This is a genomic window from Aurantiacibacter sediminis, from assembly GCF_016019885.1.
GTDB classification, from domain to species: domain Bacteria; phylum Pseudomonadota; class Alphaproteobacteria; order Sphingomonadales; family Sphingomonadaceae; genus Alteraurantiacibacter; species Alteraurantiacibacter sediminis.
The window spans coordinates 70,689-85,340 of sequence record NZ_JAEANY010000001.1 but is presented as its reverse complement, the minus strand read 5'-3'; the positions used below and the strand labels follow the sequence as shown (position 1 = coordinate 85,340).

Annotated in this window: 14 protein-coding genes; 6 read left to right on the top strand and 8 right to left on the bottom strand. The window is 61.1% G+C overall.

The window, feature by feature from the left end; genetic code table 11:
• The first annotated feature begins 56 nt into the window (after positions 1–56).
• Entirely contained in the window at positions 57–1,337 is a 1,281-nt protein-coding gene (locus tag I5L03_RS00430; RefSeq protein ID WP_197919725.1) for a dicarboxylate/amino acid:cation symporter, read from the top strand.
• 315 nt (positions 1,338–1,652) lie between these two features.
• Here the strand turns inward: I5L03_RS00430 and nth are convergent, their stop codons facing one another.
• Genes nth through dapB form a run of 3 tightly spaced genes read right to left on the bottom strand, consistent with a single transcriptional unit; the run spans position 1,653 to position 4,228 of the window.
• Positions 1,653–2,303: an endonuclease III gene (gene nth / locus I5L03_RS00425; RefSeq protein WP_197919723.1), complete on the bottom strand. Its 651-nt coding sequence runs from the start codon at positions 2,301–2,303 to the stop codon at positions 1,653–1,655.
• Positions 2,300–3,472, bottom strand: coding sequence for a M48 family metallopeptidase (locus tag I5L03_RS00420; RefSeq protein WP_197919721.1), 1,173 nt, complete (start codon positions 3,470–3,472; stop codon positions 2,300–2,302). The genes nth and I5L03_RS00420 overlap by 4 nt, the downstream gene beginning before the upstream one ends.
• Before the next feature lie 27 nt (positions 3,473–3,499).
• Positions 3,500–4,228: a 4-hydroxy-tetrahydrodipicolinate reductase gene (dapB, locus tag I5L03_RS00415; RefSeq protein WP_197919719.1), complete on the bottom strand. Its 729-nt coding sequence runs from the start codon at positions 4,226–4,228 to the stop codon at positions 3,500–3,502.
• Between the two features lie 117 nt (positions 4,229–4,345).
• On the opposite strand from dapB, the gene I5L03_RS00410 reads away from it, so the two are divergent.
• Positions 4,346–5,044 (top strand): NAD-dependent deacylase, encoded by a 699-nt coding sequence (locus I5L03_RS00410; RefSeq protein WP_197919717.1) that lies wholly within the window; start codon positions 4,346–4,348, stop codon positions 5,042–5,044.
• On the opposite strand, the gene I5L03_RS00405 is transcribed toward I5L03_RS00410, so the two are convergent.
• From I5L03_RS00405 to mutM, 5 genes are all read right to left on the bottom strand, one after another.
• Positions 5,041–5,820, bottom strand: a complete 780-nt coding sequence (locus I5L03_RS00405) for a HesA/MoeB/ThiF family protein (RefSeq protein WP_197919715.1) — start codon at positions 5,818–5,820, stop codon at positions 5,041–5,043. The genes I5L03_RS00410 and I5L03_RS00405 overlap by 4 nt on opposite strands.
• Before the next feature lie 119 nt (positions 5,821–5,939).
• A complete protein-coding gene (locus I5L03_RS00400; protein WP_197919713.1) occupies positions 5,940–6,152 on the bottom strand; it encodes a hypothetical protein in 213 nt (70 codons plus the stop codon).
• A gap of 257 nt (positions 6,153–6,409) precedes the next feature.
• Positions 6,410–7,813: a chromosomal replication initiator protein DnaA gene (gene dnaA / locus I5L03_RS00395; protein WP_325099998.1), complete on the bottom strand. Its 1,404-nt coding sequence runs from the start codon at positions 7,811–7,813 to the stop codon at positions 6,410–6,412.
• Positions 7,814–8,334: 521 nt separating this feature from the next.
• Positions 8,335–8,595, bottom strand: coding sequence for a 30S ribosomal protein S20 (gene rpsT / locus I5L03_RS00390; protein ID WP_197919709.1), 261 nt, complete (start codon positions 8,593–8,595; stop codon positions 8,335–8,337).
• Positions 8,596–9,074: 479 nt separating this feature from the next.
• The gene (gene mutM / locus I5L03_RS00385; RefSeq protein WP_197919707.1) at positions 9,075–9,890 is read right to left on the bottom strand and encodes a bifunctional DNA-formamidopyrimidine glycosylase/DNA-(apurinic or apyrimidinic site) lyase; all 816 of its coding nucleotides are present in this window, start codon (positions 9,888–9,890) and stop codon (positions 9,075–9,077) included.
• A 56-nt stretch (positions 9,891–9,946) separates the two neighbouring features.
• On the opposite strand from mutM, the gene I5L03_RS00380 reads away from it, so the two are divergent.
• The 4 genes from I5L03_RS00380 (at position 9,947) to I5L03_RS00365 (ending at position 14,640) form a co-directional block, all read left to right on the top strand.
• A complete protein-coding gene (locus I5L03_RS00380) occupies positions 9,947–10,678 on the top strand; it encodes a class I SAM-dependent methyltransferase (RefSeq protein WP_197919705.1) in 732 nt (243 codons plus the stop codon).
• Positions 10,679–10,820: 142 nt separating this feature from the next.
• On the top strand, positions 10,821–12,377 hold the full coding sequence (gene ubiB / locus I5L03_RS00375) for a 2-polyprenylphenol 6-hydroxylase (RefSeq protein WP_197919703.1): 1,557 nt from the start codon (positions 10,821–10,823) through the stop codon (positions 12,375–12,377).
• Between the two features lie 53 nt (positions 12,378–12,430).
• Positions 12,431–13,495 (top strand): hypothetical protein, encoded by a 1,065-nt coding sequence (locus I5L03_RS00370; RefSeq protein WP_197919701.1) that lies wholly within the window; start codon positions 12,431–12,433, stop codon positions 13,493–13,495.
• Between the two features lie 32 nt (positions 13,496–13,527).
• Positions 13,528–14,640 carry a hypothetical protein gene (locus tag I5L03_RS00365; RefSeq protein WP_197919700.1) on the top strand — a complete coding sequence of 371 codons (1,113 nt, stop codon included), beginning with the start codon at positions 13,528–13,530 and terminating at the stop codon, positions 14,638–14,640.
• Positions 14,641–14,652: the final 12 nt, after the last annotated feature.

Genomic DNA, 14,652 nt, shown 5'->3' with positions numbered 1-14,652 from the left:
TCATTGCCGCATAGGCACAGACGGTCTGATGGCGAGCTAGGGAAGGGACGCCGCGCATGAAACTCTGGTTCGCAATTCCGCTGTGGCAACGCGTGATAGCGGCGCTGATCCTCGGCGGCATCACCGGCTATATCTGGGGACCCGGCGCTGAAAGCATCAAGATCATCGGTGATATCTTCATCGACTTCATCAAGATGCTGATCGTGCCGCTGATCTTTTTCAGCGTGGTTTCAGGCGTCGCGGCGATCGGCAATCTCGGCCGATTGGGCAGCGTCGGCTGGCGGGCCATACTGCTTTTCGTGATTACAGGCCAAGTGGCCGTAGTGTTGGGACTGACGCTCGGCACGATTTTCCAGCCCGGCGCCGGCATCGATACCTCCATCCTCGAAATGGGAGAAATCCCCGAACCGGCACCGTTCGATTGGCGGGAGATGCTGCGCAGCATGATCCCCGTCAGCCCGGTAGGCGTGATGGCCAATGTCCAGGTCTTGCCACTGATCGTATTCTCGCTGCTCGTCGGGATCGGCATCCTGCTTGCACGCGGCGATGTAGAGGATGATGACGAAGCAGAAACCGGCGCAGGCGTGCACGGCGCGGCGATGATCGCGAAAGCCTTCGATGGCGGCGCGCTGATTTTCCAGAAGATCACCATCCTGATCATGGAGCTGACGCCTTTCGGTGTCTTTGCGCTGATGGCGTGGGTGGTCGGCACGCTGGGGCTTGATGCTGTCGTCGCGCTCGGCAAGCTGGTGGCGCTGAACTATGTCGGCTGCCTGATCGTGATCAGCGTCATGTATGTCAGCATCCTAGCATTCGTGGCGAGGGTGAATGTCATCGGCTTTTTCCGCGGCATGGTGGATGCGATCGCGGTTGCCTATTCCACGGCAAGCTCCTCTGCGACTCTGCCTGTGACCTTGCGCTGCACTCAGCGCAATCTGGGTGTCAGCAGGCCGACCTCCAGCTTCGTCGTGTCGCTCGGCTCGACCATTAATATGGACGGGACGGCCATGTATCTCGGCCTCGTCACCCTGTTCGGTGCGCAGCTTTTCGGTGTGGACCTTTCCTGGGCCGACTATTTTGTGATCGCATTGCTGGCGACATTCGGTTCGATCGGCGCTGCGGGCATTCCGGGCGGGGGCCTCGTGATGATGGGCGCGATATTCAGCGCTGTCGGCGTGCCGCTTGAAACGATCGCTTTCGTCGCCGGCGTGGACCGCATCATGGACATGATGCGCACGGCCACAAATGTGACCGGCGATGCGACCGTTACAGTAACGACAGCAAGCAGTCTGGGCGAACTCGACAAAGGCGAGCTACGCAGCGCGGATGATGTTTGAGCGAGCTCCACAAGGCCTGACAGAGTTTAATCCGTTTTTGTGGACCATAGGGCTTGCCCTAGCTCTAGTGGCCCCGTTCGTATTACTCGCGCTACTGATTGGCCCACCTGACTTCACCGCATCGCAACGCAGCTTCGAGCTACCTTGGTGGCTAATCTGGGTGGGGCTCTTGGTGCCGGGTGTGATGGGAATCCAAATCCTTCCTATCGGCAAGCGATGGAAAGCAATCGTAACGATGCTCTACGTACCTCTCGGACTTTTTGCGACAGCCGTTTTCGCACTTTGGTATGCGTGCGAGTTCGCAGCCGGTTGCCTTTAGCGCCCCTTCGGCTTCTCCAGCACCTTCTTCCGGAAACTGCATAGATCGACCAGGTCGCACCGCCAGCATTCGGGCGTTCGCGCCTTGCACACATAGCGGCCGTGCAGGATCAGCCAATGATGGGCGTGCAAGCGGAAGGGTTGGGGCACGCGCTTCTCCAGCTTGGCTTCGACCTGCTCGGGCGTCTTGCCTTTTGCGAGGCCCGTCCGGTTGCCGACGCGCAAGATATGCGTGTCGACTGCGAACGTCTCCTGCTTGAACCAGCAATTCAGCACGACATTTGCGGTCTTGCGGCCCACGCCCGGAAGGCGGACGAGGTCTTCGCGCGTGTCGGGCACATCGCCGCCATATTCGTCCACCAGTAGCTGGCTGAGCGCCATGACGTTCTTCGCCTTGGAATTAAACAGCCCGATGGTCTTGATGTGACGGGTCAGCTCCTCGATCCCCAGATCGAGCATTTGCTGCGGGGTTTCGACTTTCGCGAAGAGCGAGCGCGTCGCCTTGTTCACGCCCACATCGGTAGCCTGCGCCGATAGCGCGACGGCGACGACGAGCTGGTAGCAATTGCTATATTCGAGCTCGGTCTCCGGCTCCGGATTATGCTCGGCCATCCGGCGGAAGAATTCGAAAATCTGGTCTTTCGTCATTCCCCGGCTGTAGCGTCACCATTCGCGGCTTTCCATTCCATTGCGCGGCGGATGCGGTTTTCGACGGTCGGATGGGTGTAGAAGATCGCCTCTTCCACAGGGCCCGCGAGAGGATAGCGATATTCGGCCGTTTTAATGAGCGCTCCTGAGAGCGCATCGGGCAGGCCGACCGTCTCGAGTGAATAGGCATCAGCTTCCCGTTCGCCGATGCGCGTCATTGCATTGGTCACAGGCGTCACCAGCAGGAAATACAGGCCAAACGTAAAGGCCAATACCGGTAAGCCGCGCGGATCCTTCAAGGCGGCATCGCTACCGAATTTGTGAGCGAACCAGCCATAGGTGCGATCGGTCAGGAAAAAGACGAGCACTGCCAGGATGCTGATGACGATCAGCGTGCGCCACACATGGCCGAGCACGTAATGGCCGATCTCATGCCCGGTAACCGCCTTTACTTCATCGAGCGAAGCCTCATCCATCGCGACATCGGAAATCGCGATGCGTGCAGAGCCGCCCACGCCGGAGACATTGGCGGTGAAATTGTTCGACTGGCGCGAACCATCGAACATGAAGACGCGATCCTCCGGAACGCCTGCGTCGGCGGCCAATTCCAGCACCGCATCACGCACTTCACCTTCGGGGATGTACTGATATTGGTTGAAGATCGGCTCGATGAACACGGGCGATAAGAGCAAAAGGAAAGACGCCGCTCCCGCAACCAGCGCGCCGCTCCACGCCCACCAGAACCGGCCGGCCTTGCGAATGAGGAGATAAAGGCCGGTCAGGAATAGCCCGCCCAGCACTGCGGAAATGATCGTGCCAATCGCACCCTGGCTCAGGAAATCGGCGAGCGGCTGGCTCGTGCGGCCATATTGCGTTTCACGCCACCAATCCTCGTAAATACCGAAAGGCAGCGCCAGGATGGAGCTGACGAGGAGAAAAACCAGCGCGATGGAGAAGGTGCGCAGGAAAAAGCCGCGCGCTTCCAGTTTTTTCGCCACCTTGTCGAGCACACCGCTGCGCACGATGACCCAGGTGACAAAGGCCGAAACCAGCAGACCCGCCAGCAGCAGCCAGTGATTGCCCGTGGTGTAGTCGCGAGCGAGTGCCAACTCCTCGGCACTCAGCGTGTCGATATATGCCTGCGTTGCTGCTGCCGGATCGATTGCCATCTGAATTCCCCTCCCCAAAATCGGGACTCAGAGATCAAGCACATCCTTCATCGTATAGCGTCCCGCTTCTCGTCCAATGAGCCATGCCGCTCCACGAACGGCACCGCGGGCAAAGATGCTGCGGTTTTCCGCGCTGTGGGAGAGGGTGATGCGCTCTTCCTCGCCAGCTAGGATCACCGAATGCTCTCCGGCTACCGTGCCGCCGCGCAGTGCTGCAAAGCCGATTGCCCCTTTGGCGCGCGCCCCGGTGTGCCCGTCGCGCCCGCTTTCGGTCTGATCGCTCAGTGCGATGCCGCGCGCATCCGCTGCCGCTTCGCCGAGCAACAGCGCCGTCCCCGATGGCGCATCGACTTTCATGCGGTGATGCATTTCGAGGACTTCGACGTCCCAGTCGTCGCCAAGGCGCGCGGCGGCTTCATGCACCAGATGGGCGAGCAGCGTCACGCCGAGCGACGTGTTCCCGGTCTGCAGGACGGGAATATGCTTTGCCGCCGCCTCGATTGCTGCATGATGTTCGTCTGCCAGCCCCGTGGTGCCGATCAGGATCGGAATGCCCGCTGCGCTCGCTGCATCGAGATTGGCCTGTAGTGCGGCGGGCGAGGAGAAATCGACCAGCGCATCGCTGCGATTTGCCAGTGCAGGGACGTCGCCATCCTTGTCCGCGCCGCCAGCGCACTCATGCTCGCCCGCGCCCAGCACTGCTGCGATGGCCTGCCCCATGTGCCCCTGGCTGCCGATGATGCCAATTTTCGCCAAACCACCCTCCGATTGCCCTGAGCTTGTCGAAGGGCTGTCCTTGCTTGTTTACATAGCTAGAAGAAAAGGCAGTCCTTCGACAAGCACAGGACAAACGGAATCGGGGAGTGTCTGTCCATGAAAAACATCGTGATCCTGACAGGCGCAGGGATTTCCGCCGAAAGCGGCCTCAAGACGTTTCGCGCCGAAGACGGTCTTTGGGAAAACCATCCGGTGGAACAGGTCGCCACGCCGGAAGGGTTCGCCCGCGATCCGGATCTCGTCCAACGTTTCTATGATGAACGGCGCGCCAATGTGATGGGAGCCCAGCCGAATGCGGCGCATAAGGCATTGGGGCGGCTGGAGAGCGAATGGGACGGCGAGCTGCTGCTCGTCACCCAGAATATCGACGATCTCCACGAACGCGGCGGAGCGCAAAACACGCTCCATATGCACGGCGAGGTGCTGTCCGCATGGTGCCGCGCCTGCGATACCCGGCACAGATGGGACGGCACCCTGTGCGATGGCCCTGCCTGCCCCTCATGCGGAGCGGCGGCGATGCGCCCCGACATCGTCTGGTTCGGCGAAATGCCATACCAGATGGACCGCATTTTCGATGCCGTCGCGCGAGCCGACCTGTTTGTCAGCATCGGCACCAGCGGCGCAGTTTATCCCGCAGCCGGCTTCGTGCAGGAAGCTAGCCGCGCAGGAGCGCGAACGCTCGAACTCAATCTTGAAGGCAGCGCCGGATCGCATTTCTTCGATAAAACACGGCTAGGCCCGGCGAGCGAGCTGGTACCGAGATGGGTGGATGAGGTGTTGTCAGCGCGCGGCTAGCCGCACGCCTTACACTCCGGATCCTTTGCAATCGTGATAGGCCGCATGCCGGGTTTCATCCCGTCCATCAGCTGGAGAGTGCCCCAGCCGGGATCGCCCATATTGGCAGCCGTGCTCACCAGAATGCGCACCGCCTGCATAGCGGCGAAAGTGCCGACCCAGCCGACCATTGCGCCGAGCACGCCATCTTCTGCGCAAGTGTCGCAGTCCTCCGCGTCGAAAGCATCGCCGACGAAGCAGCGGTAGCAAGGCTCGCTTTGCAGATGGCCCTGGAAGGCCGCGACCTGCCCCTGAAAGCGGCCGACGGCAGCTGAAAGCAGCGGGATTTTGGCCTCCACGCATGTGTCCGATACGGCGAGACGCGTGGCGAAATTATCGGTTCCGTCAATGACCAGATCGGCGTCGGCGAACAGCCTTTCGGCATTATCAGCTGCGATCCGCTGGTCGTGAATCTCCACGCTTAGCTTGTCATCGAAATTGGCGAGCCAGCGGCGCGCGGAAACCGCTTTGCCGTGGCCGATGTCGCGTGTGGTGTAGATCGTTTGCCGCTGGAGATTGCTCGCCTCCACATCGCCATCATCGACCAGGGTAAACCGCCCGACACCCGCCCCGGCGAGATATTGCAAAACGGGCGCGCCGATACCGCCGAGGCCGATCAGCGCGACATGGCTGCGCGACAAGGCCATCTGCCCTACGCCGCCCAGTTCGGGCAAGACAATGTGCCGCGCGAAGCGATCGAGCCGTTCTTGAGACAGGGGATGGGGAGGTTCGTCCATGCGCGCCTGTTGGCATTGGCGGGGCGCAGTGTCGATACTTTTGCTCCGGCCGCACTGGATGATGCGCACAAAAAAGCCGGCGCTGCGGCCGGCCTTTCTGGATCAGTTTTTACGTCTGCCTAGACGGTCGCTTTATCAAGCCGCTGCTCATCCTGACGAAGGCGCGGCTCTTCTGCGCGCTCCTCTTCGAGACGCTGCTCTTGCAAGCGCTCTTCCGGATGGATGTCATTGTTCTCTGGCAGCTGACGCTTCATCTTGCGATATTGCTGCACGCCTACGGCGGCACCCGCGCCGAGTGTCATAAGGGAAAGTGCGATAAGTGGACCAGCCATTGTAATTCTCCTGTTATTATCGATTCAATCGATCAGGAGGGCCCGCGTTCCACATCTACGGCCCCGCCACGGCCAAGCGTTGCCGCAACGCGGCAGGGCACACTATCTAAGAAAAACCTGCGACTTAAGGCTGTAGTTAGCGCCGGCGGGCGCGCATGTGCGCAAGGCTGTGCACAGCCCTGTGCGAGGTCAGTGGATTGCAGGTGGATAGGCTGTGGTCCGGCGACGCAGGCAGGCCGCGCCGCCGGTAACTCGTTTCAGCTTTCGAGCTGGCGCAGCAGGCTGCGCACATCGCCATCCATATCGGCATCGCGCTCGCGCAGATCCTCGATCAGGCGCACGGCGTGGATCACGGTCGAGTGATCGCGGCCACCGAATTTGCGACCGATTTCAGGGTAGCTGCGCGGGGTCAGCACTTTGGCCAGATACATCGCCACCTGGCGCGGACGCACCACGGCGCGTGCGCGGCGCTTGCTGCTCATCTCGCTGCGGTCGATGCGATAGAACTGGCAAACGGTGCGCTGGATTTCGTCAATCGTGATGCGGCGGCGATTGGCCGACAGGATATCGGTCAGCTGCTCTTCGGCGAGCTGGAGCGAGACTTCCTGCCCCGTAAGCTGGGCGTAAGCGATCAGCTTGTTGAGGCCGCCAACCAGCTCTCGCACATTGCGCGACACGGTGCGAGCGAGGAAGTCGATCACATCGGCGGGCACTTCCAGCGGCGCGAAACGCGTAAGTTTCGATTCAAGGATCGCGCGGCGCAGTTCGATATCGGCAGGCTGGATGTCGGCGACCAGACCCATCGAGAGGCGGCTGAGCAGGCGCGGTTCGACCCCATCGAGCGCCTGCGGTGCGCGGTCGGCGGCGAACACCAGTCGCTTGCCTTCGGCGAGCAACGCATCGATCGTGTAAAGCAATTCTTCCTGCGCGGCGGCTTTGCCGATGATGAACTGGATGTCATCGACCAGCAGCAGGTCGAAAGCGCGCAAGCGGCCTTTGAATTCGATCATTGCGTTCGATTTCAGCGCCTGCACGAATTCGACCATGAAGCGCTCGGCGCTACAGTAGAAAATGCGGGCGCGCGGAAAGGCCTGCAGGTAAGAATGGCCGATGGCGTGGAGCAGGTGCGTCTTGCCCTGGCCCGTCGCGGCCTTCAGATAGAGTGGGCTGAATTGCGGCTTTTCGGCCTTGGACATGCGCTCTGCCGCATTCTTGGCAAGCACATTGGTGCTGCCGGTCACGAAAGCGGCAAAAGTCTGGCTCGGGTCGAGGCCGACCGAGCTAGTGAAGCCATCGTCACCGATCGATTCCATCGCCAATGTCGCATCATTGGCGGCGCGGTGGCCAAAGCCATCGTCCCCACGCAGATCGAAATCGGCAATCTTGCGGCGGCCCGGATGCACTTCGATTTTGACGTGGCGCACTTCGCCGCGTGCGATCTTCCACGCGAGCGACAGGCGATCATGATAGCGATCGCGTACCCAGTTTGCGGAAAATTCGGTCGGCAGGAAAAGCTGCAGCGTGCCGCTTTCTTTGTCGATCTTGCCCAGCTGGATCGGCTTGATCCACTGGGTGAAAAGCTGGTGACCAAGATCCTTTCGAAGCCCCTGGCTGATGTCTGCCCAATCGGCGGCCAGGTCTACTGCTTCGTGATCTTCCATATTTTCCTCAACCGCTGTTTTTTTTCTGGCGCCCGAACGGCCGCTGTGCGGTCCCATTCTTATCATCTCGTGAACCCCGTCCCTTGGTTATGAGCCTTTGCAGGCTGCCCCCTCTCATCGGCGACACAGACACAACTTCCCCGATCCGAAACTCGTGCTGGAGAGCTTCAGAACTGTTGTCGTCGATAACTAAATATTTGCCGGCTGCGATGCAGTGCGCCGCGTCCAGAACCCTGTTATGAACGTCTCACGCCGGGGGGCAAGTGTGTGGTGACAAATTTATTAAAATTTAGGTTCTTGACTCGCCTCTAAGCCGCAGACTTGCGTTTATATCACTGATTCCAAAAGATAGTTTTGTGACAGTCTCGCGAATCGCGGGAATTCCTAGATTCTTACCGAGCGCTCTCGGGTCAGTTCGCAAACGCAAAAAAAGAGGCCCGGGAAAACCCCGAGCCTCGTTCTAATTTCGTTCCGTTTTGCCGCGCCGGCTGCGTGCGAATCGCAGCTGCCGTGTCAGCGAATCAAAGAGCGGCGACGCGCTTCGAAAGGCGGCTCATTTTGCGAGCGGCCGTGTTCTTGTGCATCACGCCGCGCGCAACACCGCGAGCGATCTCGGGCTGCGCAGCACGCAGTGCTTCTTCAGCCGACTTCTTGTCGCCTTCGGAGACGGCCGTTTCGACCTTCTTCACGAAACCGCGGATGCGGCTCTTACGGGCACCGTTGATCTCGGCGCGGTTATTGTTGCGACGAATGCGCTTCTTGGCTTGCGGCGTGTTGGCCATGTATAAATCCTGTATCTCAGCCGTCCGCGAACGGCCGGTCCATTGTCTCGTTAGAATCGGTAAAAGGGCGCAAAAAGCGCCGCATCGGCGCGGCATTTAGTGTCGCAGTCCGAAAAACGCAAGTGTTGAGTTGGGTCGATATTCTCCGCACGCCCATCCGGGGAGTGTGGTTTGCTTTTCGAAAGCGCATCCGCGCTTTCGTCCTCGCTAGACGCGCTCCGCTTCGCTACGCGCCCGCTGCGGGTGGCCGTTCGGCCTTGCCCTCGGCTGGTCGCCGAGCGAGCTCCGCAACACCGATACACTGGAGCGCTGGTCTCGCTGGCCGCAGGCGGGCGACAGCGAGCAACCGCGAAGCCCGCAGGTGCCGCGCAGGCGGACGAAGCCCGCCGGAGCGAATAGCACCGAGGACGCGGCCACGGATGTGGCCGCATGAGACAAATAATTACCGAGGACGATCGCCCGGATGGGCGATCATGAGGCTAAACCTGACAAACAGGACAATACCATGTGCTGCGCCCGCCTTGCACGACCCGCCTGATGATCCCGCCGTCGCCGCGCACACACGGCTCGCCTTCACGGCCGTAAACCTGAAAGCGCGTGGCAAAGTAGCCGAGCTCGCCATCGGGGCGGGCATAGTCGCGCAAGGTGGAGCCGCCATCGGTAATCGACTGGGTCAGCACATCCCTGATCGCGGGAACCAGCTTTTCCAATGCCGGCCTGTATACTCGCCCGCCTGCCTTGCACGGATTGATACCGGCACGGAACAGCGCTTCGCACACATATATATTGCCGAGCCCTGCCACCACGTGCTGATCCAGCAACAGCAGCTTGATCGCCTGTTTCCGGCCACTGATAGCCGCGCGCAGATGCTCGACTGTCAAATCATCGCTCAGCGGCTCCGGACCCATGGCGGCAAAGGCAGGCCATTGCTGGAGGGCTGGCGTATCGACGAGATCGACATAGCCGAAGCGTCGCGGATCATTGAGCGCGAAGCGATTGCGCGCGGTCTCTATAACAAGGTGATCGTGCTTCTCGTCGTCTTCGGGATCGATCCGCCAGCGGCCGCTCATGCCGAGGTGGAAGATCAGCGTGCTGTCCCGGTCGGTATGAATAAGGCCATATTTGGCACGGCGGCCAAGGCTGCTCACTCGCGCGCCGGTGAGTGATTGCACCAGACCCTGCGGGAATGGAAAGCGCATGTCCGGGCGATTGAGCTGGACGCGCGTGATCCGCTCGCCATCCATGAAACGCGCCAATCCGCGCACGGTTGTCTCGACTTCGGGCAATTCCGGCATGGCTACAGCCTTTAACACCCTTTGCGCGAGGCACAATTGCCCCTAAGTGAGCGGCCATGAGTGAAAAGGTATCTTTCGGCTACGAAGACGTGGCGCCCGATGAGAAGACTGCACGTGTGGGCGGGGTCTTTTCCAATGTCGCTGCCAAATATGACATCATGAACGATGCCATGTCGGGCGGGATGCATCGGTTGTGGAAGGACAAATTCGTCAGCCGCGTAAAACCGCAGCCGGGCGAGGCGATTCTCGATATGGCTGGCGGCACGGGTGATATCGCTTTTCGCATGGCAGAGCGCGGCGCGGATGTTGTGGTTGCCGATATCAATCAGGACATGCTTGATGTCGGGATCGAACGGGCGATGGATCGCGGTATCGATGGACTTTCATGGTCCTGCCAGAATGCCGAAGAGCTTACCTATCCCGATCGCCAGTTCGATGCCTACACCATCGTCTTTGGCATCCGGAACGTCACCTTTATCGACAAGGCGCTGGCCGAAGCGCACCGTGTGCTGAAATTCGGTGGGCGCTTCTTCTGCATGGAATTCAGCAACACCGAATGGAGCGGCTTCAAGGAAGTCTACGATCTCTATTCGCACAGGCTGATGCCGCAGATCGGCAAGGCGATTGCCAATGATGAGGACAGCTATCGCTACCTCGCCGAAAGCATTCGCCGCTTTCCCAAGCCGCCCGAATTCGAAGCGATGATTCAGCGCGCGGGCTTTGCGCATACCAAGGTCGAAAGCATCCTTGGCGGTGCGGTGAACATCCATTCGGGGTGGAAAGTGTGAGCAGCGCCAAGACGATTCCCCTCCCGCCTGCGGGAGGGGTCAGGGGTGGGCATGGGCTCGACAGAGCCCACCCCGCTGCGGCTAGGCAGGCAAGCTGCCAAGTCTCGCTGCCCCTCCCGCAAGCGGGAAGGGATGATTTGGCGTGACGCGGCCTTCGACCCATATCTGGCGGCTTCTCAAATGGGGCCGGACGCTGGCGCGGCATGGCGCGCTGCGCGGGATCGAGCGCGATCCCAACACGCCTGCTCCGGTCAAACGGCTGGTGCGGATTGCCCGTTTCGGCACGATCCAGCCGCGTGAGCCCGATTATGCCGGAGCATTCCGTGCTGTAGGACCGGCGGCGATCAAGCTTGGGCAGTCCCTGGCGACGCGCCCCGATCTGGTGGGCGACGAAGCGGCGCATAATCTGCTCAGCCTGCAGGACAATCTGCCGCCCGTTCCCTTTGCAGAGATCAAGCGGCATATCGAAGCGAGTTTCGAGCGGCCGCTCAAAGAACTCTTCAGCCACGTCGATCCTGATCCCGTAGGTGCCGCCAGCATCGCGCAGGTGCACAAGGGCATCACCACCGAAGGCCGCGAAGTCGCGATCAAAGTGCTGCGTCCCGGCATTCGTGAGAAATTCGCCGAGGACCTCGCGACCTATGAATGGGCTGCGGCGCATCTTGAGGCGCTCGGCGGGGAAGCATCTCGGCTGCGCCCGCGCCTGACCATTGCCAATTTCAAACGCTGGACCAATCGCGAACTCGACTTGCGGCGCGAGGCGGCTTCGGCTTCGGAACTGGCTGAGGCGATGCGCGGGATCGAGCGCTATCACATCCCCGATATCGACTGGGATCGTACCAATGGCCGGGTGATGACCATCGAGTGGATCGATGGCGTCAAGATCTCCAATCGCGAAGCGCTGATCGCGGCAGGCCATGACTTGCCCGAACTTGCCAACCGGCTGGTGCTTGCCTTCCTGACACAGGCGATTGCAGGCGGCTTCTTTCACGCGGACATGCACCAGGGCAATCTGTTCGTGAAAGATGATGGCACAATCGTTGCCATCGATTTCGGGATAATGGGTCGGATCGATACGCAGGCGCGGCAGTGGCTGGCAGAAATCCTCTACGGCCTCATCACGGGCGATTACAAACGCGTCGCCGAGATTCATTTCGAAGCGCAATATGTGCCGAGCTATCACGATGTCGGCGAATTCGCGACCGCGCTGCGCGCCGTGGGAGAACCGATGCGCGGCAAGCCGGTGAGCGAGCTTTCGGTAGGGCAAATGCTCGACGGGCTGTTTGCCATTACCCGCGATTTCGACATGCAGACGCAGCCGCACTTGCTGCTGCTGCAAAAGACCATGGTGATGGTCGAGGGTATCGCGACACAGCTCGATCCGTCGATCAATATGTGGGAGACTTCCGCGCCCTATGTTCGCAGCTGGATGCGCGATGAACTGGGCCCGGAAGCGGCGATTGCCGATCGTATCCGCCACGATACCGAGACATTACTCCGCGTGCCGCAGCTGATCCGCCGGCTGGAAGAGAAATTCCCGCCCAAGGGCGGCGCGCCTGAACAGCCGCCGCTCGATGAAGTGGAGCTTATCTGGGATCGGCGCGAGAAACAGGGTCGGGGCTGGATCGGCTATGTTATGGCGGCGCTTGTGGGAGGCGCATTGGTGTTCGGGGGCATTGAAGCAGGGTGGCTAGGGTAAGATCACGGTCCAAGCCGTGGGACAGGTTTGCGCATTGGGCGCCGGGTGCGGCGATGCTGGCGCTCGCGCTGGTGGCTGCCGTGCTGATCGCTGCGGCGATTACTGCGCAGGACACGCAGGCAGGGCTGGATGTAACCGCCCCTGCCGATGCTACTCCTGTCGAGCTGAAGGAAGAGCGCGCCGAGGATGTGCAGGGCGAAGTCCCTCGCGACACCGATCTGCAGCTTTACGACCGTATCGCCGAGCGCGTTGCTGCTGGCGAAAACTATTATGAAGTGGCGGTCGAGGAACAGCGCGCGCGCGACTTTCCGGTGCGCCCGGGGTTAGCGGTGCGCCTGCCAACGCTCGCGCACATTACCGCGTTTGTCGGGCAGGGCGGGCTGATCGTTCTCGCCATAATTCTGGGTATCGCAACGGTTACGGCTTGGCATTTCCGTCTGCGCGATGTGCAGGGCGGGCCGGGGCGTCTTCGCTATCTGCTTCTGTTGCTGGTGATCGGATCGGTCAGCGGATTGAAGCCGCAATATCTTGCCCTGCATGAAGTCTGGGCAGGCATGCTGATTGCGCTCTCGATCGGGCTGTACCGGCCAGAGCGATGGATCTGGGCAGTGCTCGCCGCAGCGCTTGCGGTGTTTATCCGCGAACTGGCCCTGCCTTTCATCCTGCTTATGGGCGCCATCGCCCTGACGCGCGGCAAACGGGCGGAGGCCGCCGCGTGGGGCGCGCTGGTGCTTGTGTTCGGCGCGGCGCTGACCATGCATCTGCTCGCGGTCGGCGCTGTCACCACCCAGGCAGACCCCGCATCGCCCGGCTGGTTGTCCCTGCGCGGTCTTGGCGGGTGGACGGCCAATATCGTGCTCTCCAGTCCGCTTTATCTCCTGCCGCCTTTTATCGCCGCACCGTTAGCGCTGCTGCCGCTGCTCGGCTGGGCGGGCTGGCGCAGCTGGTTCGGACTGACCGGTTTCCTGCTGTGCCTCGGCTACGGCGTGCTGTTCATGATCGCCGGGCGTGACAACAACTTCTACTGGGCGCTGATCGTAATGCCGGTGTGGTTCGTCGGCCTCGCCATGGTGCCGCGTGCGTTTTCTAGCCTGTGGAATTCGGCGCGCGGACATTGAGGCGGCAAGCTTCCCGGTTCACAGTCGATACCATGAGCATTGCGCGCGATCCGATTGGCTGGTGGGACGGTCTGGACCGACCGCTGCGCCATTTGCCACGCGCGGCGGCTGCATTCCTGTGTCTCTTGCTCGGCGCGTTGATGGTGTGGGCGGTTCTCGCTCCCAATATGAGCAGCGGAGCCCATCAGGGACCCGCAACCGAGCAGGTTGAGCTGGAGGAGGGTGATGGCGACCTCGCGCTTTACAGCCGCATTTCGGATCGGGTGATTGCAGGGGAGGATTATTATACCGCCGCGATGGATGAGCAGCGCAGCGGCAATTATCCGACGCGCCCCTTCGTCACCGTTCGCCCGCCAACGCTTGCGATACTCCATGCGACTATTGGGACACAGGCAGTCAGCCTGACGCTGAAAGCTTTGCTGCCTATCGCCATCCTCCTGTTCATGGCGCGGCTGAAAGGTCAGGTTCTGCCCGTAGAACGGGCGGGCGCAGGGATCGCGATGCTGTTTGGCGGCGCCGGGGTAATTATTCCCGAAGCCTATTTGATCCACGAAATCGTCGCCGGCCTGCTCCTATCGCTCGCCTTTGCTTCGTACCGCCCGCATCGCTGGTGGCCCGCGCTCTTGCTGGCAGGCATGGCCCTCGCGGTGCGCGAACTTGCCGCACCTTTCGTATTTCTCTGGCTCGCCTTTGCGCTGTTACAGAGGCGCTGGAGCGAAGCGGTCGGTATCGGCCTGCTGCTCGCCCTTTTCGGCGTCGGCATGTATCTGCATTATCTGGGTGTCGAGGCGCAGCGCCTGCCGGGCGATGTCGCCTCGCAAGGGTGGAATGCCCTTGCCGGACCGATCCTGCCGCTGACGGCGCTATCCAGACTGACTGTCCTCCTGCTGTTCCCGCTGTGGCTGGCGGTGCCGCTGGCGATCCTTCCGCTGTTGGGCTGGATCGGGCTTGGCCGCACCATGGGGCTTTTCGCGGCGATCTGGTTCACCGGCTTCTTCACCGCGATGGCGCTATTCGCCCGGCCGGAGAATTTCTATTGGGTGCAATTGACCCTCCCAATCTACCTTGCGGGCCTCGCCTTCGCGCCGCGCGCGGTGGTCGATCTTTTCACTGCTGCGCGCGGGCAAAAACCAACACTATCTTAACCATCATTTGCG